Raw genomic sequence first — 17,419 nt, 5'->3', positions numbered from 1 at the left:
TACCAATTGCAACATGCCCCTGAATTAAACCTAGTCTCTACGCTCGCCCCCGCAGACGCCGCGCAGCCCAGGTCAGTCGTACCACCATCGCGACAACCAATAGCGAGAGCATCGGCACGTAATAAGCGTCGCGGAAGGCGCGCCCGGCATAGCTGTTGGTGAAGATGAGCCACACATAATAGCTGCCGATCACGTGCAGCAGCCGCCAGCGCCGCGCGCCGAGCCAGCGTGCCGTGCGATCGAACGAGGTCGCCGCCATCGCCGCGATCAGGTCATAGGCGAACCCGCCAAAGATGCGTGTGACGGCGCTGGCATGGAAGCCGACCGGATCGACCCGCGCCAGCACGATGATCGCAGCAAGGTGCAGCGCATGCGACCACGCAAAGGCCAGACCGATCTGCCGACGATACGCCAGCAGCGCGCGTGTCGCGCGGCCGGGCCACCAGCCGGCCAGCGCCGACGCGACGAACGCGGTGCAGAACAGCAGCAGCGAGGTCCGCGCCGTCACGCGGATCGCCAGCCGGATCGCCGCCACCCCCGGCGGCGCCGTCGCGGCGGCCAGCGCGAGGATCGCCGACACCGCCAGCGCCAACACCCAGAACAGCCACCAGCGCGACCGCGCCGCACCTTCGATCGTCCCACCCCGCATCATCGCCCCCGCGCCGCGCATGACTATTGCGCGCAAACCCCCGGCCGCCGCCCGGCCCATGGCCGCGCCACCTCGATCTCATAAGCCAAAGCGAGCAAGGTCGCCTCGTCGCCGACCGCGGCCTGGAACTGCGCGCCGATCGGCAGGCCCGCCGCGCTCCATGCGCCCGGCACGCTCATCGCCGGCGCACCGACGACATTGACCGGGGTCGTGTAGCCGACATAGCGCGTCAGCCGCTCGGCCATGGTCTCGACCGGCAGATTGGGTGCGAGCCAGCCCAGTGCGGGCGGCGGCGCCGACAGCACCGGCGACAGGATCACGTCATAATCGGCCAGCCAGGCGTCGTAGGGCACACGCAGCCCGTCGAGATAAGCCACGGCCTGTGCAACCGCCCCATCCGGCGCCATCGCGACGATGCCGGCCATGGCGAGGCTGAACGGTTCGACATCGTCTGGCCCCGGCGCATGGCCGAGCCGCGCGCCGGCCTCGGCGAGAATGTCCGCCGCACCCTTCGACCAGGCGAGCAGGAAGGCGTCGGACATGCCGGTAATCGGCGCCGGCCAGGCGGTCGGTTCGACCTGATGGCCGAGATCGCCGAGCAGCGCCGCCATCGCCGCGATCGCACCCGCAACCTCGGCATCGGGCTTGCCGCCCGACACGCTGTCGAGCACCAGCCCGATGCGCAGCCGCCTGCTCGACGGGCCGCTGACGAGCCCGACCTTCGGCAGCCCCGCGCCGCTCCCTTCGACCGCGGCGAGCAGCCCGGCGCTGTCGCGCACGCTGCGCGACACGCATAGCTGCACGCTGAGCGGCATCGGGAAATTCCCCGGATCGGTCGCCAGCGTGCGCCCGCGCGAGGTCTTCAGCCCGAACAGCCCGCAGCATGAGGCGGGAATGCGGATCGACCCGCCGCCATCGCTGGCATGCGCGAACGGCACGACATGCGCCGCCGTCGCCGCGCCGGCGCCGCCCGACGAGCCGCCCGACGAGCGCGTCACGTCCCACGGGTTGCGCGTCGGCCCGAAGGCGAGCGGCTCGGTGGTCGGCAGGAAGCCATGCTCGGGCGTCGCGCTCTTGCCGATCGGGTTTAGCCCGGCGGCGAACAGCCCGTCGGTAAACGGCGCCTGCCGCGTCGCCGCGCCGAGGCCGGCGGTCGCGCGCGAGCCCGAGCGCGTCGGCATGCCCGTCTGGTCGTCGAGATCCTTGATCAGGAACGGCACCCCGGCAAACGGCCCGTCGCCCAGCGGCGCCCTGGCGCGCTCACGGGCGCGCGCGAAATCCTCGGCGACGAGGAAGTTGAGCTGCGGGTCGAGCACCTCGGCGCGCGCGATCGCCGCATCGACCATCTCCAGCGCCGACACAGCCCCCGAGCGGATCGCCGCCGCCATTTCGGTCGCATCCCAGTCCGCGCTCTCGTCCCGTGCCATGCCCGTCGCTCTCCATTCGCTATCGTTGCGGTGGGTTGTGGCGCGGACGGCGGCGCAGGGCAATGCGCGGCGCTACCTGCTTTGAGCCGATGGCGCGCGGATGGTGACCGACGCGGGTTGATGATATATACCGTTGGTAGCGACCATGGGAGCCGAAGCGATGAATGACATGGCCAAGATCTTCTGGAACGGTCGCAGCCAGGCGGTGCGGCTGCCCAAGGAATATCGCTTCGCCGGGAGCGAGGTGAGCATCCGGCGCGAGGGCGACAAGGTGATCCTCGAGCCGGCTACGGGCGATCGGCGGGACCTCGATGCAGCGGCGGACGCTATCGGCGACGATGTCGCACGGCGGATCGACCAGCTCCGCGCGCTGATCGACGCCGGTGCGGACAGCGGCGATGCGGGCGAATGGGACGCGTACGAGATCAGGCGGCTCGCACGCGGCGATGGCGTGGCCGACGACGATTGAGCATGATCCGCTACAAGCGCGCCGCGCAAGGCGATGCGGTGGCGATCTGGCGTTATATCGCGCGCGACAGCCCCGACTTCGCCGATGCGACACTCGCCCGCTTTACCGAAAAGCTGGAGCGGCTGGCCGACAACCCGATGCTCGGCACACCACGCCCGGAATTGCGCGAGGAATTGCGCAGCTTCGCGGTGGGCAATTATGTGCTCTTCTATGCGCCCGACGATGACGGGATTACGCTGTACCGCATTCTCCATGCGGCGCGCGATGTCGGGGCGATTCTGGGGCGGTAAATTCCCAATTCTTGTGTCTCTCTGAAGCCCTCCCCTTCAGGGGAGGGGTAGGGGGTGGGGCAGTGCCGCAAACGCCGCGTCTGGGGAGAGGCCCCACCCCAACCCAGCGGCAGGTCGGTCAGGCCCCCGGCCTGACCTGAACCATGCGGGGCATGGTTCTCCTGCCACTCCTGAAGGGGAGGGGCTTAAAGTTCTGATCTGCGGGACGAGGTAATACGCGAAACCCACATGCAGCGTCATCCTGGCACCGACACGTCCCGTATGGCGCGTCTCGCGCGGACAGGAAACACCACTACGGCGCGACCGTCACCTCGACCACGCTGACCGACTTCGGCGGCAGCACCAGCGTCAGCGTGTCGCCGACCGCGCGTGCCGCTATCGGCTTTGGCGTCACCGTATCCGGCGCCGCCACCGTGTTGACGCTGGCCACGCTGGCCGCCGTCAGCACCTGCCCCGACATTGCGCGGATGCGTTTGCCGGCGATGCTCGGGGCGATCGTCAGCGGGCGCACCGGGTCGATATTGGTCAGCGCCAGCCACAGCTTGCCCGACGCATCACGCGCAGCGACCGCGTCGAGCCGCGGCAGGGTGATCGCACCGTGGCGATAGCTGCCGGCGGCGAAACTCACCGGCACGCGCACCGCATCCTGGAACGGCACATAGAGGCGATAGACATGGTAGGTCGGGGTCAGCACCATGTGCGGCCCGTCGGTCAGCACCATCGCCTGCAGGACATTGGCCATCTGCGCGATGTTGGTCAGCCGTACGCGATCGGCATGCCGCATGAAGATGTCGAGGTTGAGCGCGGCGAGCAGCGCGTCGCGCAGCGAATTCTGCTGTTGCAGGAAGCCGGGGTTGGAGCCCGGCGTCGGCGCCAGCCACGCGCCCCATTCGTCGACCGCCAGCGCCAGCTTCTTCGCCGGATCGTAGCGGTCCATGATCGCGCTCTGCTTGCCGATCAGCGCGTCCATCCTGAGCGTCTCATCGAGCAACGCGGCATAATCGTCCTCGCCGAAGCCGGTGGCCGGCAGATGCGGCGGCCAGCCATTGACGGTGTAATTGTGCAGCGAAACACCGTCGATGTCCCAGCTATAGACCTTGTCCTTCCACGCCTGCATCACCGCGTCGGTGTAATCGAGCTTGCCGCCGTCCGAGCCGACCGCGATCCGCCGCATCGCGCTGGCGCCGGTCTGCGCGGCGTTGAGGTTGCGGGCATAATGGCTGAAGCGCTTCATCTCCTCGACATAATGCTCGGTCGACATCGCGCCGCCACAGCCCCAATTCTCGTTGCCGAGCCCGAGATATTTGATCCGCCACGGCGCGGCATGGCCGTTGGCGGCGCGCTCGCGCGCCAGCGCGGTCGGCTGGTCGGCGGTCATATAGTCGAGCCAGTCGGCCGCCTCCTCGGTGGTGCCGCCGCCGACATTGATCGACAGATAGGCCTCGGCGCCGATCTGATCGAGGAAGTCCATATATTCGTGCGTGCCGAAGCTGTTGGGCTCGATCACCCCGCCCCAGCTGGCGTTGAGCGTGGCGGGGCGTTTGTCGGCCGGGCCGATGCCCTTGCGCCAGTGATATTCGTCGGCGAAGCAGCCGCCGGGCCAGCGCACATTGGGCACGCGGATCGCGCGGAGTGCGGCGACCACGTCGCTGCGGATGCCGCGGACATTGGGGATCGGCGAATCGCGCCCGACCCACACCCCGCCATAGATGCCGGTGCCGAGATGCTCGGCGAACTGGCCGAAAATGTCGCGGTCGATCGTCGGGCCGGGGGTGTCGGGCGTGATCGTCACGACCAGCGGCGGCTCGGCTGGCTGGGCCTGGGCATGCGCGGCGGGTGTGGCGAGCGCGAGCAGGCCGAGCGGCGCAAACAGGCGCGTCATCCGCGTGGCGATAGCGCGCCGCATCTCAATGCCCCCCGCGCGGCGCGGGCCGCACCGAGAATTGGTAGACGATGCTGTTGCGATAGGTCTGGCCGGGGTCGAGCCGCGCCGATCCGAAGGCCGGCTGGTTGGGCGTGTCGGGGAAGACCTGCGGTTCGAGCGCGAGCGCGTCGCCCTGGCGATAGGCATGGTGCGACTTGCCCACCGCCGTTCCGTCGAGGAAATTGCCGGTATAGAATTGCACCCCCGGCTGGTTGGAGAGGATCTCCATCACCCGTCCGGTCAACGGATCCTCGACCCGGGCATGGAGCCGCGGCGTCGCGGCGACGGTGCGCGCCAGCACGTAATTATGGTCATAGCCCTGGCCGATGACGATCTGCGGATCGCGCCCGTCGCGGATGCGCGCGCCGATCGCGGTCGGGCGGCGGAAGTCGAACGGCGTGCCGGCGACGGGACGGAAATCGCCGGTCGGGATCAGCGTCGGGTCGACCGCGGTGATGCTGTCCGCCGGGATGGTCAGCAGATGGTCGTAGATCGAGCGCTGGCTCGCCTCGCCCGACAGGTTCCAGAAGCTGTGGTTGGTGATGTTGACGATCGTCGCGCGGCTGGTGGTGGCGACATAATCGACCGACAGGCGATTATGCTCGTCGAGCGCATAGGTCGCGGTCACGCTCAGCTCACCGGGATAACCTTCCTCGCCATCCGCGCTGGTATAGCCCAGCGTGACCGAGGCGACCGCGCCGCTCTTCACCGCCAGCACGCGCCACAGCCGCTTGTCGAAGCCCCTGAGCCCACCGTGCAGCGCGTTGGGCGCATTGTTGATCGCCAGCGTGTAGCGCTGCCCGTCGAGCGTGAAATGCCCGTCGCGGATGCGGTTGGCATAGCGCCCGACGGTCGCGCCGAAATAATTCGGCTTGGCGAGATAGCCGGCCATATCGGCATAGCCGAGCACGACATCCTCGGCCACGCCGCGCCGGTCGGGCACGCGCACCGACTGGAGGATCGCGCCATAGCTGATCACGCGCACCGTCATGCCGTGCGCGTTGCTCAGCGTGATCGCATCGACCGCGCTGCCATCGGCAAGGTGGCCGAAGACATCGCGCTTCGCCTCGGCGGCATTGGCCGCGACCGGCAGCGCGGCGGCAAGCACCGCCAGCATCGCAAAAGACCTCTTCATGACCCGACTCCCTCCCCACGCCTTTGCCGCGCCGATCGTCCGCGTCGTGCGCCCCTGCTTTTACTCAGACAATTTGGAGTCGAGCAATGGGGGATCGGCGGTTTTTCAACGCGGCAGCGATGAACGACGGCGGCGCCCGTCGCGCCGCGCCAAGACCAAGCGTTACGTTCCCTTCGTTTCGCGCCGTACGATCTGGCGGCCATCGACCAGCACTGTCGGCTTGCAGCCGCCCGGCTCGGGCGCGGTCGCGCCGCTGCAGAAGCCGACGCCCGGCGTCAGGCCGGTGACGGTCGTGCTGCCGCCGACCGGCGCCGACGCCGCCTTGGTCACGTCGCCGGCCATGAACAGTATATGGCAGGTGCCGCTGGTCGAGCTGATGCAGCTCACCGTCGCCGCGCCGTTGCCCAGATCGCCGGTCACCTCCAGCGCGACCGCGCTGCGTTCGGTCTTGCCGCAGGCGCCCAGCGCGAACAGCAAGCCCACCAAAACCAGCCGGGAATTCAAGCGCATCACCGCACCTCCACCATGTGTATTGCCCATATGACACACAACGCGGACGAGTCCATATCGCGCTCGCCTCTTTCCGCATCGCACAAATTCGGCTAAGGGCGCCGCGAACCCGCATACCCGCGACAATCAGGATATCATATGAACCTCCGTAACGTGGCGATCATCGCCCACGTCGATCACGGCAAGACGACCCTCGTCGACCAGCTGTTCCGTCAGTCCGGCACCTTCCGCGACAACCAGCGCATCGAAGAGCGCGCGATGGATTCGAACGACCTCGAAAAAGAACGTGGCATCACGATTCTCGCCAAGTGCACCTCGGTCGAGTGGGAGGGCATCCGCATCAACATCGTCGATACGCCGGGCCACGCCGATTTCGGCGGCGAGGTCGAGCGCATCCTGTCGATGGTCGACGGCGTGATCCTGCTGGTCGACGCGTCGGAAGGCGCGATGCCGCAGACCAAGTTCGTCACCGGCAAGGCGCTGGCGCTCGGCCTCAAGCCGATTGTCGTCGTCAACAAGGTCGACCGTCCCGACGAGCGCATCCAGGAAGTGCTCGACGAGGTGTTCGACCTGTTCGTCAGCCTCGACGCGACCGACGAGCAGCTCGACTTCCCGGTGCTCTACGCCTCGGGCCGCAACGGCTATGCCAATGACGACCATCATGCGCGCGAAGGCACGCTGCGCCCGCTGTTCCAGAAGATCGTCGACCATGTCCCGCCGCCGGCGGCCGACCCCGATGGCCCGTTCAAGTTCCTCGTCACCCTGCTCGACCGCGACAATTTCCTCGGTCGCATCCTGACCGGCCTGGTCTTTTCCGGCTCGGTCAAGACCAACCAGCAGATCCATGCGCTCGATAATGACGGCAACATCGTCGAGACCGGCCGCGCGTCGAAGATCATGACCTTTCGCGGGCTCGAGCGCGTGCCGACCGACGAGGCGCAGGCCGGCGATATCATCTCGATCGCCGGGCTGACCACGACGACCGTGTCGAACACGATCTGCGACCCGAGCGTGACCGAACCGCTCCACGCCCAGCCGATCGATCCGCCGACGCTGTCGATGCGCTTTGCGGTCAACGACTCGCCGATGGCGGGGCGCGAGGGCACCAAGGTGACGTCGCGGATGATCCGCGACCGGTTGTTGCGCGAAGGCGAATCGAACGTCGCGATCAAGGTGACGGAAGCCGCCGACCGCGACAGCTACGAAGTCGCCGGGCGCGGCGAGCTCCAGCTCGGCGTGCTGATCGAGACGATGCGCCGCGAGGGCTTCGAGCTCGGCATCAGCCGCCCGCGCGTGCTGTTCGGCGAGGACGAGAACGGCAAGAAGACCGAGCCGTACGAGACCGTGATCATCGACGTCGACGAGGAATATTCGGGCACCGTCGTCGAGAAGATGGCGATCCGCAAGGCCGAGCTGACCGACATGCGCCCCTCGGGCGGCGGCAAGACCCGCATCACCTTCTCGGCGCCGAGCCGCGGGATGATCGGTTATCATGGCGAGTTCCTGTCGGACACGCGCGGCACCGGCATCATGAACCGGCTCTATGAGAAGTACGGCCCGCACAAGGGCACGATCGAGGGCCGCAAGAACGGCGTGCTGATCTCCAACGGTTCGGGCGAAGCCAACAGCTATGCGCTCGGCCCGCTCGAGGAGCGCGGCATCCTGTTCGTCGGCCACGGCGAGGCGCTGTACGAGGGCATGGTGATCGGCGAGAACGCCAAGCCGGACGACCTCGAAGTCAACCCGATGAAGGCCAAGCAGCTCACCAACTTCCGCGCCTCGGGCGGCAAGGATGACGCGATCCGCCTCACCCCGCCGAAGAAGATGACGCTGGAACAGGCGATCGCCTATATCGACGACGACGAGATGGTCGAGGTGACCCCCAAGTCGATCCGGCTGCGCAAGCGCTTCCTCGACCCCAATGAGCGCAAGCGCGCCTCGCGGGCGAAGCAGGCGGCGTAAGCGGCGGCAGGCCGGCGGGCGCAGACCGCGGCCCAGCCCCAGGCTTTCAGGACCGAAGAGAAGCGCGTCGGGTGTTGGACCCGGCGCGCTTCTTCGTTTGCGTAACGGCCAAGTATTCGCCACGCGATATCGCAAGTATTCAGGACTTTTGACGACCCTCATGGGGCGTTTGCGCTCGTCTTCGGCGTCGCCGCACGCGCCAAATCGCGCGACGAACTTCGCGCCAAAGCCAACAGGCGTTAGTGGCGCTGATCGTGGCGCGCGGGCTGGAATCGCGCGGCGAATAGCCTCGATTTTCGAATAGTTTTGGAGGCGCGGTGATTTTATCTGCGCAAGCATTGGCCGGGTCCGTCTCGTTCGCAGCCGCTGATCCAACGCGCACCGGGATGGTGCGGGCTGTCGGGCTGCGGCGAGTTTGGCGGGGGTGGGCGGGAAAGTGAATCGGGGGGTGGCTGGCGTTGCGGTCGAGCGCGTTCTTACCATCGGCGAGTAAAACGACGCGCGATACTTGATTAACCCCGGCAATCAGCCATGTTGGATGAGACGCTGACGGGGGCGCCATGCCGATTGCCGAGATCTTTACCGCTGCGAACCTGATCAACGCCTGTGTCAGCGGGCTGATCGGCAATCGCGTGGACGGTGGATTCATGGCAGCGGCGATGCAGTGCGCGCGCCAGTTCGGCGGCGGCAACATGCCGCAGAACCACCATGTCCTGAATGCGATGCACGGTGCCTTCACCGACTCGATCACGATGATGGCGCGCGCCGCCGACAGCGCCGGCGGCTCGGCCGCCGACAATTTCTCGCGCCGCGCCTTGCAGAAGTTCGCGCGGTCATCGGAGCTTCGCGACCTCAAGCTGGACGACGCCAAGCTGCCGGTCGAGACGCTCGAAGAGCGCGTTCGGGCGATCTACGGACGACAGGAGGTTGCGCCCAAGGCAGCGGCGGCCGAGCTTGTCATCGACCTGGTCGAGCAGGCGATGGGCGAGCCGTTGACCGAACCGTTGCGGGAGGTGTTTCGCAACGGACATGGCCGGTTCACGGGCTGGGCCGACACCTTCGAGCTCTATTTCGCCGCCGAGGTGAAGAAGAATGTCGAGGTCTATCGTATCCTGACGCTCGATCGGCTCAACGAGCTGGTCGCGCTGGCTAGTGAGCAGGCGCACCATCTCGATCAACTGTCCGACGACGTTGCGGAGTTTCGCGCCGAGACGCGCGCAGCCTTTGCCGAACAAAAGGCGGCATTTGAGCGGATCGAAGCGGCATTGGGCCGGGGTGAAGTCGCGCCGGGTGAGGCCATCGACATCATCGAGCGCGCGGCGCGCGAGGACCGGCTGTCTACCGAACAGCGAACCCACCTGTCCGAAATCTACGGTCAGTATCTCCGCGACACGACGGAAATTCCGGCGCCTCTGATCGCCAGTGCGCAACGAGAGCTCGCGGTCGCAAATGATCCGGACCTGTTGACCGCCGCTCTACGCAATCTGGCCGGCGAACAGCGCAAGGCGCTTATCGAGGAAACCGAGCAACGTATCGATAGCGAGATCGTGCATGCGGCAGCGCGGTATCGTCGCCTCGCTTCATTTGCAGCGCTTGAGTCGCTTCAAAGCGGCATGCGCCTTTATCGCAAAGCGGTCGACCTTGATCCATCCGATGTGTGGGCGTGGATCGAATTGAGCCGCCTGTGTGAAGCGGCTGGGCAACGCTCTGACAGCAAACGCTATCTCGCCAGTGCGCAACAACATGCTACGACTGATCGTCAGCGTGCCGTCATCCAATGCGAACTGGGTGACATAGCGGTTGCCTTTGGCGATCTTGCCGCCGCAAAGGCGCATTATCTGTCTTATGCTGAGGTGTTCAAGCGCCTGGCGGCGCAGGAGCCGGGCAATGCCGGGTGGCAGCACGACCTTTCGGTGAGCCATGAGAAGCTGGGCGATGTGGCGGTGTCGGCGGGTGACCTTGGCGAGGCCCGGCGGTGTCATGCGGCGGCTCTGGCGATCAGCGAGCGGCTGGCGGGGCAGGAGCCGGGCAATGCCGAATGGCAACGCGACCTGTCGGTGAGCCATGACAGGCTGGGCGATGTGGCGGTGTCGGCGGGTGACCTTGGCGAGGCGCGGCGGCACTATGAAGCGAGTCTGGCGATCAGCGAGCGGCTGACGGCGCAGGAACCGGGCAATGCCGAGTGGCAGCGCGACCTGTCGGTGAGCCACAACAAGCTGGGCGATGTGGCGGTGGCGGCGGGCGACCTTGCCGAGGCGCGGCGGCGTTTTGCGGCGGGTCTGGCGATCAGCGAGCGGCTGGCGGCGCAGGAGCCGGGCAATGCCGGGTGGCAGCGCGACCTTTTTGTTAGCAAAGTCAAGCTAGGCAATGTTGCGGTGGCGGCGGGTGACCTTGCCGAGGCGCGGCGGCGTTATACGGCGGGTCTGGCGATCAGCGAGCGGCTGGCGGCGCAGGAGCCGGGCAATGCCGAGTGGCAGCGTGACTTGTTCGTCAGCAACGCAAAGCTGGCGCAGCTTGCCGAGACCGATCGTGATCCGGCGGGCGCCATTGTGCGCTTTTCTGCCGCAGAGAGGGTGATGGTGGCGCTGGTCGATCGCTGGCCCGACCATCCCGGCTTCGCCCGCGATCTGGCACAAGTGCAGGCCGACCTCGCGCGGCTTCGCGGCTAGGAAGCAACCCCGCTTCCCATCACCCCGCCACCCCGATAGCATCCCGCTGAATTTCGGGGGAAGAATCGAATGAATCCGTTGGTGCGGCCGTGGCGGCAGATATTCAATTTCAGCGGGCGGGCGACGCGGTCCGAATATGGCCTGTTCCACATCACGGCGGTGATCGCCTTCTTTGGGATGAGTTTCCTGTCCGCTATTATCCAGGCGCTGCTCGGCCAGCCGGGGGTGCAGTCATTCGCGTCGATCTTGTCGCTGGCGATCGTCTCCCTGCTGGCGATCGTGTCGCTGCTCGGCTTGCTGGCGGTGCTGATCGGCCATATCTCGATCGCGATCCGGCGGCTGCACGATCATGGCGAGCCGGGCATCAAATATCTGATGACCTTCATCCCGTTCATCGGCTTCATCTTCTGGATAATGCTCGTCTTCACGCGCGGCGACGACTGGGAGAATGATTACGGCCCCGACCCGCGCCAGCCCGAGCAGGATTCGGTCGAGGCGCTGGGATCGGTCTTCTCGTGATGCCGGCGGCGGCGCGGCGGCGGCGATGAACCCGCTGGTCCGCCCGTGGCGGCACCTGTTCGATTTTCGCGGGCGGGCGTCGCGGCGCGAATATGCGCTGTTCCACGCCGGCATCGTCGCGCTGTATTTGCTGACGACGATCCTGACCGGGGTCGGCGCGGCGCTGGGCTTCGCCTTTTTCGGTCAGCCGGCCGGTGCCGGGCCGATCGTGGCGATCGTGATCCTCGGCGAGGGCGGGCTGTTCCTGCTGTTGCTGGCGATCGGCCATGTGTCGGTCTCGATCCGCCGGCTGCATGATCGCAATGTGCCGTGGACCGGCTATCTGTTCACGCTCATTCCGTTGGTCGGGCTGTTTTTCTGGGTGCCGCTGGCCTTTGCGCGCGGTACCGATGGCGAGAATGATTACGGCCATGATCCGCGTTACCCGGCGCCGGTGTCGACCGAGTTGCTGGGGGCGGTGTTTTCGTGACGGGCCGTTGTGCCGGGGGGATGGAACGATGAACCTGTTGCTGCGGCCGTGGCGCCATTATGCCGATTTTCGCGGGCGCGCGCGGCGGTTGGAATATCTGCTGTTCGTCCTGACCTTTTATGGGGGGCTGATCGGCATCGCCTTGCTTGGCTGGTTCCTCAACCTGAACTTCGGCAGCCTGGCGGGCAAAGCCACCTTCAGCCTGTTCGTGAGCGCCCCTATCCTGCTGTTCATCCTTGCCTCGGTCGTGCCCGGCCTGGCGGTGACGGTGCGGCGGATGCACGATCTCGGCCTGCCGGGCGCGTGGCTGGCGATCGTCTTCGTGCCGTTTATCGGGCAGGTGCTGGGGTGGCTGCTGACTTTCATCATCATCTTCATTCCGGCACCGCGTGGCGAAAACCGCTATGGCTTCGATCCGCGTGACCCGGAGGACGCGGATGACACTGCCGCGCTGGGCGAGGTGTTTTCGTGACACTGCCTGCTTCCGTCATGCCGGACTCGTGCCGTGTTCGAGCTTTGGCTTGCCCCCGGGCAAGCCAGGCTGGTGTTCGGGGAACACAAGCTCGCTCGAACACCACGGTGCCGCGAGAGGTTGCGCGGCGCGGTGGACCCCGGAACTAGTCCGGGGTGACGGTCGGTTTGCGCGGTGGCCGGAACTTGTGCGGGGTGACGGTGGGGGTGTGGGCCGCCCTCCGCTCTGGACGGAACTCAGGCGCCCGCCAGCTCCATCACCACCGCCCATTCGTCGTCGCGCACCGGCGTCACCGACAGCCGGCTCTGGCGCAGCACCTCGAGTTTGGCGAGGCGCGGTTCGGCCTTCAATTGCGCGAGCGTCACCGGGCGCGGGAGCTTCTCGACCGCCTTCACCGCGACGCTGGCCCATTGGTCCTTGTCGCCGTCGGGGCGCCAGGCGCGGGTGATTTCCATCACGCCGACCGCGGCCTTTTCGGTGTTGCTGTGGTAGAAGATCGCGCGGTCGCCGACCGCCATGTCTTTCAGGAAATTGCGCGCGGTATAGTTGCGCACGCCGTCCCATTCGGTCGTGCCGTCGCGCACCAGATCGTCCCAGCCATAGGTGTCGGGCTCGGATCGCAGCAACCAATAGGCCATGGGTCTCGTCACTCTCTCGGCGGTCAGTGGCAGGCGCGGTGGCAACCGCGCCCCTGCCCGCTGCCTAAGCCGTGATATCGCCCCGGGCAACCGCGTCGCAGTGGCCGCGATCGGCGAGGTGCAGCACGGGTGAGCCATCCGCCGCCAGGCCCATCGGCGCGGCGATGTCGCCGGCCATGTCGTAGAGCGCGTCGCACTCGAACACGTCATAGGCGGCGTTGCACAGCCGCATGCCGGCGACGCCGTCGAACAAGGCGCCGCGTGCGGCATCGGCCATGGCGTGCTCGCATGCCGCGCGTAACGCCACCAGAGCGGTGAGGTGCGGCGTTTCGCCGGAGCGGGAGGAATCGGGCGACATGCGAGCGTCGCCTTCTATATATGAGAAATATCTCATCGTCAAGTTCGCGCTTGCCTTCACGCCCACGCCATAAGATCGTCATGTTCGCGTCAGCCTGGCGCGCCTAGGGTGCCGTTCGGGCACGGATGACGATCGTTACCCTTTCGGGCGTCGTCCGTGCCTTCCTCCCGCGCGGGGCGCCGCCTGCACATTCCTGGTTGCAAGGACCTTGCCATGCGTTTTCTGCCGCTGCTGTCGATCATCATGCCCGTCGCGGTGCTCGCCCAGGATGCGCCCCCGCCGCGCCCGGCGCCGACGCGGCTGTTCATCGCGCCGTCGGGCGAGCCGTTCCGCGCGCCGATGGATGCGCCTTATCCGCTCGCGACATGGTTTGCCGGCGCCGACCATAATCATGACGGGCGCGTCGACCTGACCGAATTCACCTGGGACTTCGATCGTTTCTTCGATTCGCTCGACACCGACCATGACGGCACGCTGCGCTCCGACGAGATCGAGCGTTACGAACGGATGGTGCCCGAGCTGCGCGGCGGCGGTTTTGCCAGCGGCGGCTTCGGCGAAGGCGGGCGCCATGGCGGCGGGCGGCCCGGCGGCGGCGGGCATCACCGTGGCGGCCAGGGCGGCGGCGGATTCGGCAGCTTTGGCGGCGGCGGCGGCGCGGGCGGCTATCATGGCGACGATGAAGCGGCCGGCCAGGAGGGCGGCCAGGAAGGCGGGCAGGAAGAACAGAGCGACACGCCGCGCGCGCAGTCGCTCTACGTCCCCGAGGGCGGCGCCTCGCGCTACGAAATGATCGCGATCCCCGAGCCGCTCACCGCGATGGACACCAATCTGACCGGCACGATCGACCGCCGCGAACTCCACGCCGCGGCGGCGCGGCGCTTCGCCATCCTCGACCAGAAGCAGCGCGGTTACCTGCTGCTCGAAGAACTGCCCGAGCCCGACGCGCTGCGCCACAAGAACGGGCCGAAGCGGCGGCGGTAACGCGGGCGGGTGGAGGATCGCTTCGACCTGAACCGCTTCGTCGCCGCGCAGGCGGGGGTTTATGACCGCGCGCGCGCCGAACTGATGGCGGGGCAAAAGCGCAGCCACTGGATGTGGTTCGTCTTTCCGCAGCTTGCCGGGCTGGGGTCGAGTCCGATGGCGCAGCGTTATGCGATAAGCTCGTTGGACGAGGCGCGCGCCTATCTCGATCATCCCCTGCTCGGCGCGCGTTATGCGGCATGCGTCGCGGCACTGGCTGCGCTGCCGCCCAACGCGACGGCGCGCGGCGTGTTCGGGGAGGTCGATGCGATGAAGCTGTGTTCGTCGCTCACGCTGTTCGCGGCGGCACGGCCGTCAGCCTCGCTCGACGCGGCGATCGTCCGCTGGTGCGGCGCGCCCGACGCGCGGACGCTGGCGTTGCTTGGTGTTGGGTAGGGCGGGCTGCGCGAGATCTGAACGACGGAGCACGCCGACGCACTTTCCTTTTGGTTTCGTGTTGTTGGCTTCCCCGGCGAAGGCCGGGGCCCAGTTGGGGGACGCTGCGACAGGCGTTGCCGCTCATCATATCCGTCCTCCCAACTGGGCCCCGGCCTTCGCCGGGGAAGTGAGGAGGAGAGCGGCGCGATGGGTCGGATCTTGCGGGAACGGCACTTCGACAGCGCTTGCCACACGCGCCAGACGAAGCCCCCCTCAGTAGCGAAAGCCGATCAGGCTGACGACGATCTCGAACGCGATCAGGATGATCACCGCCAGTTCGAGCCGGAACGAACGCTTGTCGAGCACGAGGTTGAGCAGCACGTCGGCGGCGTCGCCGATCACCGTCAGCTTGCGCTCGATCGCGCGGGCGCGGTCGCCCAGTTCGAATTCGGCCTCGAGCCGGCCATAGAGCCGGTCGAGCTCGGGATGGTCCCACAGCAAGTCGGGTTTCTCGCCGATCTGCGCGCGGCCGACGACGCGGTGCTGCGTCGCCAGCACGCCGCCGATATGCTGCATCACGCGCCTGATCGACAGGCCGGCGCGGCCGTGCGTGCGCAGTTCGTTGACCAGCGGCTCAATGCGATCGAAGGTCTCGGCGATGCGGCTTTCGTCGCGCGCCAGCACGACGCTGCGCGCCAGCACCGTCGCGGTGAGCAGCAGCCGCTCGGGCGTCGCGGCGCGCAGCCGGATGCGGCCGTCGGCGCTGACATTCTCCTCGCCATCGGGGCTGATCTCGATCCAGGCAGTTTCGAGTTCGGGTGTCGTCGCCGGCTCGATGACGTGCGGCATCAGTTCGGCGACCAGCTCCTTCTCCAGCGCCGCCGACGCGCCGAACAGCACGAGCACGCCGTAGCGGAAGACGAAGGCCGCGCCGATCCCCGACAGGCGCAGCGCCTCGGGCTCGACGAAGCGTGGCAGATGGCGCGTGTCGATCCGCGTGCCGAGCAGCAGCGCGCGGATATCGGCGCTGGGCGCGCCGCCGGCGATCGGGAAGCCCAGCACCTCGCGAATACCGACGCCGGCGGGGCGAGTCGCGACGGGCGACGGCGGCGTGGCGGGTCCTGGCGTGTCCGTCATCGCTCTCCTGACCCGGCCTCAGCCGGCACGGCGCACCTCGTTCATTTCGCGGCCGGCTTGACCACCGCGCCGCCCTTCATCACGAACGCCACGCGCTGCAAGGTGCGGACATCGGCGAGCGGGTCGCCATCGACCGCGATGATGTCGCCATAACGCCCCGGCGCGATCGCGCCGACATCGCCGGTCTTGTCGAGCGCCTCGGCGGCGCTGCGCGTCGCGGCCTGGATCGCCTCGATCGGCGTCATGCCCCATTGTACCATCGTCGCGAATTGCAGCGCGTTGTCGCCATTGGGATAAACCCCGGCATCGGTGCCGAACAGCATCTTCACGCCGGCGGCATGCGCGGCGCGGAAGGTCTCGCGCTGCAGCCGACCGATCGCGCGCTCCTTGTCGAGGCTCTCCTGGAACACGCCGTTCTTGGCACCCTCGGCGAGGATATAATCGTCGTCATAGATATCCATGTCGAACCACGCGCCGCTCGCCTTGGCGAGGCGGAAGGATTCGGCATCGGCGAGGCTGGCATGCTCGATCGTGTCGACTCCGGCGCGCAGCGCGGTGTTGATGCCGTCGGCGCCGTGGGCGTGCACCGCGACCTTCATGCCGAGCATGTGCGCCTCGTCGACGATCGCCTTGATCTCGTCATAGCTCAGCTGTTGCGCGCCGACCGAGTCGGTCTTGGACAGCACCCCGCCGGTCATGCAGACCTTGATCACCTGCGCGCCATATTTGCGGATCCAGCGCACCAGCGCGCGGAACTCGGCCGGCGAATTGGCGATCTGCGGATGCGGCACGGTGACCGAGGGCGGGAATTCGGTCGCGTCGCAATGCCCGCCGGTCACGCCGAGCGCATAGGTCGCGGGGACGATGCGCGGGCCGGGAATGTAGCCGCCCTCGATGCCCTGCTTGAGCGCGACATCGTCGAAATTGCCCGAGCCGACATTGCGCACGGTGGTGAAGCCGGCCTCGACCGTCTTCCTGGCATTGGCCACGCCGATCACGGTGGCGAGATTGTCGGTGAATTCGAGGGCACGATAGCCGCTGAGATGCGGGTCGCCGGTCAGATGGACGTGCATGTCAATCAGACCGGGCAGCAGGGTGCGCGTACCGAGATCGATCGTCTCCGCGCCGGCCGGGATGGCATCGCCGCGATGGCCGACCGTCGTGATGCGCCCGTCGACCACCGTCACCTGGACATTGTCGACGCGTTTGCCGGCGAGCACGTCGATCATATGGTCGGCGCTGACCACCACGGTTTTCGCCGAGGCAGCGGAGGCGGTGAACAGGGCGAGGGCGAGGAGCAGCGCGCGGCGCGGATTTGATAAGGTCATGGCGCTTACATGCCGTGCTGCGCGGCGTTGGGACAGAGGCAATTTGCAAACATGGACCGGTGTTC

The 17,419-nt window shown here is 67.2% G+C and carries 18 protein-coding genes; 9 read left to right on the top strand and 9 right to left on the bottom strand.

What is annotated here, in order from left to right; genetic code table 11:
• Positions 1–37 precede the first annotated feature (37 nt).
• Together U1839_RS01325 and U1839_RS01320 are read right to left on the bottom strand one after the other, a co-directional pair.
• The gene (locus tag U1839_RS01325) at positions 38–652 is read right to left on the bottom strand and encodes a hypothetical protein (protein ID WP_332801871.1); all 615 of its coding nucleotides are present in this window, start codon (positions 650–652) and stop codon (positions 38–40) included.
• Between the two features lie 20 nt (positions 653–672).
• The gene (locus U1839_RS01320) at positions 673–2,076 is read right to left on the bottom strand and encodes an amidase (protein ID WP_332801870.1); all 1,404 of its coding nucleotides are present in this window, start codon (positions 2,074–2,076) and stop codon (positions 673–675) included.
• A gap of 160 nt (positions 2,077–2,236) precedes the next feature.
• Here U1839_RS01320 and U1839_RS01315 point away from each other — a divergent pair, with 160 nt between their 5' ends.
• Positions 2,237–2,545, top strand: a complete 309-nt coding sequence (locus U1839_RS01315; RefSeq protein WP_332801869.1) for an antitoxin — start codon at positions 2,237–2,239, stop codon at positions 2,543–2,545.
• Positions 2,546–2,547: 2 nt separating this feature from the next.
• Positions 2,548–2,835: a type II toxin-antitoxin system RelE/ParE family toxin gene (locus U1839_RS01310; protein WP_332801868.1), complete on the top strand. Its 288-nt coding sequence runs from the start codon at positions 2,548–2,550 to the stop codon at positions 2,833–2,835.
• Between the two features lie 292 nt (positions 2,836–3,127).
• Here the strand turns inward: U1839_RS01310 and U1839_RS01305 are convergent, their stop codons facing one another.
• The 3 genes from U1839_RS01305 to U1839_RS01295 all read right to left on the bottom strand — a co-directional run bounded on the left by U1839_RS01305 (position 3,128) and on the right by U1839_RS01295 (position 6,404).
• Positions 3,128–4,717, bottom strand: coding sequence for an alpha-N-arabinofuranosidase (locus tag U1839_RS01305; protein WP_332801867.1), 1,590 nt, complete (start codon positions 4,715–4,717; stop codon positions 3,128–3,130).
• A 25-nt stretch (positions 4,718–4,742) separates the two neighbouring features.
• On the bottom strand, positions 4,743–5,894 hold the full coding sequence (locus tag U1839_RS01300; protein ID WP_332801866.1) for an aldose epimerase family protein: 1,152 nt from the start codon (positions 5,892–5,894) through the stop codon (positions 4,743–4,745).
• Between the two features lie 162 nt (positions 5,895–6,056).
• Complete coding sequence (locus U1839_RS01295) at positions 6,057–6,404, bottom strand: hypothetical protein (protein ID WP_332801865.1); 348 nt, start codon at positions 6,402–6,404, stop codon at positions 6,057–6,059.
• 138 nt (positions 6,405–6,542) lie between these two features.
• Here U1839_RS01295 and typA point away from each other — a divergent pair, with 138 nt between their 5' ends.
• The 5 genes from typA to U1839_RS01270 all read left to right on the top strand — a co-directional run bounded on the left by typA (position 6,543) and on the right by U1839_RS01270 (position 12,495).
• On the top strand, positions 6,543–8,366 hold the full coding sequence (gene typA / locus U1839_RS01290; protein ID WP_332801864.1) for a translational GTPase TypA: 1,824 nt from the start codon (positions 6,543–6,545) through the stop codon (positions 8,364–8,366).
• A 560-nt stretch (positions 8,367–8,926) separates the two neighbouring features.
• The gene (locus tag U1839_RS01285; RefSeq protein WP_332801863.1) at positions 8,927–11,035 is read left to right on the top strand and encodes a tetratricopeptide repeat protein; all 2,109 of its coding nucleotides are present in this window, start codon (positions 8,927–8,929) and stop codon (positions 11,033–11,035) included.
• A gap of 69 nt (positions 11,036–11,104) precedes the next feature.
• Positions 11,105–11,554, top strand: coding sequence for a DUF805 domain-containing protein (locus U1839_RS01280; RefSeq protein ID WP_332801862.1), 450 nt, complete (start codon positions 11,105–11,107; stop codon positions 11,552–11,554).
• Positions 11,555–11,579: 25 nt separating this feature from the next.
• Positions 11,580–12,023, top strand: a complete 444-nt coding sequence (locus U1839_RS01275) for a DUF805 domain-containing protein (RefSeq protein WP_332801861.1) — start codon at positions 11,580–11,582, stop codon at positions 12,021–12,023.
• Positions 12,024–12,051: 28 nt separating this feature from the next.
• On the top strand, positions 12,052–12,495 hold the full coding sequence (locus U1839_RS01270) for a DUF805 domain-containing protein (RefSeq protein ID WP_332801860.1): 444 nt from the start codon (positions 12,052–12,054) through the stop codon (positions 12,493–12,495).
• 236 nt (positions 12,496–12,731) lie between these two features.
• Here the strand turns inward: U1839_RS01270 and U1839_RS01265 are convergent, their stop codons facing one another.
• Together U1839_RS01265 and U1839_RS01260 are read right to left on the bottom strand one after the other, a co-directional pair.
• Positions 12,732–13,133 (bottom strand): EVE domain-containing protein, encoded by a 402-nt coding sequence (locus U1839_RS01265; RefSeq protein WP_332802083.1) that lies wholly within the window; start codon positions 13,131–13,133, stop codon positions 12,732–12,734.
• 64 nt (positions 13,134–13,197) lie between these two features.
• On the bottom strand, positions 13,198–13,491 hold the full coding sequence (locus U1839_RS01260) for a hypothetical protein (protein WP_332801859.1): 294 nt from the start codon (positions 13,489–13,491) through the stop codon (positions 13,198–13,200).
• A gap of 213 nt (positions 13,492–13,704) precedes the next feature.
• On the opposite strand from U1839_RS01260, the gene U1839_RS01255 reads away from it, so the two are divergent.
• Together U1839_RS01255 and U1839_RS01250 are read left to right on the top strand one after the other, a co-directional pair.
• Positions 13,705–14,472, top strand: a complete 768-nt coding sequence (locus U1839_RS01255; protein ID WP_332801858.1) for an EF-hand domain-containing protein — start codon at positions 13,705–13,707, stop codon at positions 14,470–14,472.
• 9 nt (positions 14,473–14,481) lie between these two features.
• Entirely contained in the window at positions 14,482–14,907 is a 426-nt protein-coding gene (locus U1839_RS01250) for a DUF1810 domain-containing protein (RefSeq protein ID WP_332801857.1), read from the top strand.
• Between the two features lie 255 nt (positions 14,908–15,162).
• On the opposite strand, the gene U1839_RS01245 is transcribed toward U1839_RS01250, so the two are convergent.
• Both U1839_RS01245 and U1839_RS01240 read right to left on the bottom strand, forming a co-directional pair.
• Positions 15,163–16,026, bottom strand: a complete 864-nt coding sequence (locus U1839_RS01245; RefSeq protein ID WP_332801856.1) for an RMD1 family protein — start codon at positions 16,024–16,026, stop codon at positions 15,163–15,165.
• A 41-nt stretch (positions 16,027–16,067) separates the two neighbouring features.
• The gene (locus tag U1839_RS01240) at positions 16,068–17,354 is read right to left on the bottom strand and encodes a Xaa-Pro dipeptidase (RefSeq protein WP_332801855.1); all 1,287 of its coding nucleotides are present in this window, start codon (positions 17,352–17,354) and stop codon (positions 16,068–16,070) included.
• Between the last annotated feature and the right edge of the window lie 65 nt (positions 17,355–17,419).

The organism is Parasphingomonas halimpatiens, from assembly GCF_036663795.1.
Taxonomy (GTDB): domain Bacteria; phylum Pseudomonadota; class Alphaproteobacteria; order Sphingomonadales; family Sphingomonadaceae; genus Sphingomonas.
The sequence above is the reverse complement of the archived record's forward strand: the minus strand, read 5'-3'. Positions and strand labels throughout refer to the sequence as shown.

Coding starts and splice junctions, on each gene's coding strand:
- U1839_RS01260 (WP_332801859.1), bottom strand. CDS start 13,491: ATGTCGCCCGATTCCTCCCGCTCCGGCGAAACGCCGCACCTCACCGCT.
- U1839_RS01320 (WP_332801870.1), bottom strand. CDS start 2,076: ATGGCACGGGACGAGAGCGCGGACTGGGATGCGACCGAAATGGCGGCG.
- U1839_RS01310 (WP_332801868.1), top strand. CDS start 2,548: ATGATCCGCTACAAGCGCGCCGCGCAAGGCGATGCGGTGGCGATCTGG.
- U1839_RS01325 (WP_332801871.1), bottom strand. CDS start 652: ATGATGCGGGGTGGGACGATCGAAGGTGCGGCGCGGTCGCGCTGGTGG.
- U1839_RS01280 (WP_332801862.1), top strand. CDS start 11,105: ATGAATCCGTTGGTGCGGCCGTGGCGGCAGATATTCAATTTCAGCGGG.
- U1839_RS01300 (WP_332801866.1), bottom strand. CDS start 5,894: ATGAAGAGGTCTTTTGCGATGCTGGCGGTGCTTGCCGCCGCGCTGCCG.
- U1839_RS01275 (WP_332801861.1), top strand. CDS start 11,580: ATGAACCCGCTGGTCCGCCCGTGGCGGCACCTGTTCGATTTTCGCGGG.
- typA (WP_332801864.1), top strand. CDS start 6,543: ATGAACCTCCGTAACGTGGCGATCATCGCCCACGTCGATCACGGCAAG.
- U1839_RS01270 (WP_332801860.1), top strand. CDS start 12,052: ATGAACCTGTTGCTGCGGCCGTGGCGCCATTATGCCGATTTTCGCGGG.
- U1839_RS01240 (WP_332801855.1), bottom strand. CDS start 17,354: ATGACCTTATCAAATCCGCGCCGCGCGCTGCTCCTCGCCCTCGCCCTG.
- U1839_RS01295 (WP_332801865.1), bottom strand. CDS start 6,404: ATGCGCTTGAATTCCCGGCTGGTTTTGGTGGGCTTGCTGTTCGCGCTG.
- U1839_RS01245 (WP_332801856.1), bottom strand. CDS start 16,026: ATGACGGACACGCCAGGACCCGCCACGCCGCCGTCGCCCGTCGCGACT.
- U1839_RS01255 (WP_332801858.1), top strand. CDS start 13,705: ATGCGTTTTCTGCCGCTGCTGTCGATCATCATGCCCGTCGCGGTGCTC.
- U1839_RS01265 (WP_332802083.1), bottom strand. CDS start 13,133: ATGGCCTATTGGTTGCTGCGATCCGAGCCCGACACCTATGGCTGGGAC.
- U1839_RS01285 (WP_332801863.1), top strand. CDS start 8,927: ATGCCGATTGCCGAGATCTTTACCGCTGCGAACCTGATCAACGCCTGT.
- U1839_RS01315 (WP_332801869.1), top strand. CDS start 2,237: ATGAATGACATGGCCAAGATCTTCTGGAACGGTCGCAGCCAGGCGGTG.
- U1839_RS01305 (WP_332801867.1), bottom strand. CDS start 4,717: ATGACGCGCCTGTTTGCGCCGCTCGGCCTGCTCGCGCTCGCCACACCC.